Here is a 1368-nt window from a genome sequence, read left to right as displayed (position 1 = left end):
GAGACTGTAAAATAGTTTGTGTAAGGATGAATGATTCCTTAAATTTATTTCTTTAAACATTAGAAAAAGGAGTTCCTTTCTCGTATGATTGGTTTGAACAAAAAAACACATACAGAAAGAAGAACTCCTTCATGAATGATTTTACCAAAGATTTTGCTCAAGCTCTATTCAATCCAGACAAAATAAATGATTTATTGCGCAAAGAGCTACAACAGGCTGTTAATAACTTGTTAGAAGCTGAATTGACTGCCTTTCTGGGCTATGATCCCTATGCCAGAAATGGCTGGAATACTGGCAACTCTAGAAATGGTGCTTATTTCCGCAAAGTTGATACGCAATTTGGCCCAATTGAAGTGCAAGTGCCTCGGGATCGCAACGGTCAATTTCATCAGCACACGCTGCCTGACTACAAGCAGCACTCTGATGTTTTGGAAAGCACGATTATCAAGCTCTACTCCAAAGGCGTAACTACCAGAGAAATCGCTGACTTGATTGAGAAAATGTATGGCAGTCATTATAGTCCAGCTCAAGTATCAAATATTTCCAAGCAGATGCTCCCCAAGATTGAGGCTTATCACAAGCGCAAGCTAAGCGACAAGTTTTTCTGTGTCTATTTGGATGCGACATACCTTCCTTTGCGCCGAGAAACGTTTGAGCGTGAAGCAGTATATATTGCCATTGGCATTAAACCTAATGGACATAAGGAAGTCATTGACTACTGCATTGCTCCTAGTGAGAACATTGAAGTTTGGACAGAGATGCTTCAAAACATGAAGTCCAGAGGCTTGAAGCAAGTTGAACTCTTTCTTTCTGATGGTGTTGTTGGCATGAAAACAGCCTTGGCCAGGACTTATCCTAAAGCTCATTTTCAACGCTGCCTGGTTCATGTCATGCGCAATATCTGTGCTAAAGTCCGGGTGGATGACCGCGAAAAGATCATGAACGAATTCAAGCAGATACATCAACAGACAAGCAAAAAAGAAGCTGCAGCTGTCTTGCACAAATTCTATGCCAAATGGAATAAAGCTTATAGCCATGTCATCAAAGGTTTGAAGGAAATTGAGCCCGATCTGCTAGTCTTCTACAATTATCCCAAACAAATCAGAGCTTCAATTTATTCAACCAATATGATTGAATCCTTTAACAACGTCATCAAGCGTAAAGCTAAGCCTAAGGCAGAATTTCCAACTGAACAGTCGCTTGATGCATTTATTGGCATCCAGGCAATGAGCTACAATGACCGCTATTTCAACCGAATTCATAAAGGCTTTGGTCAGGTTCAGGATACCTTAGAATCTTATTTTGAATAAATAATTAAAAAATCAATTTGCGAGAAAGAACTATTTACACAAAAGATTTGACAGTCTC

At 39.5% G+C, this 1368-nt stretch carries 1 protein-coding gene; it reads left to right on the top strand.

Annotated features, from left to right (window positions below):
• Positions 1 to 131 precede the first annotated feature (131 nt).
• Positions 132 to 1310: an IS256 family transposase gene (locus CP368_RS09955; RefSeq protein WP_095182631.1), complete on the top strand. Its 1179-nt coding sequence runs from the start codon at positions 132 to 134 to the stop codon at positions 1308 to 1310.
• Positions 1311 to 1368: the final 58 nt, after the last annotated feature.

This window comes from Lactobacillus sp. UMNPBX17 (assembly GCF_002553735.1).
Lineage (GTDB): Bacteria > Bacillota > Bacilli > Lactobacillales > Lactobacillaceae > Lactobacillus > Lactobacillus gallinarum.
The sequence above is the reverse complement of the archived record's forward strand: the minus strand, read 5'-3'. Positions and strand labels throughout refer to the sequence as shown.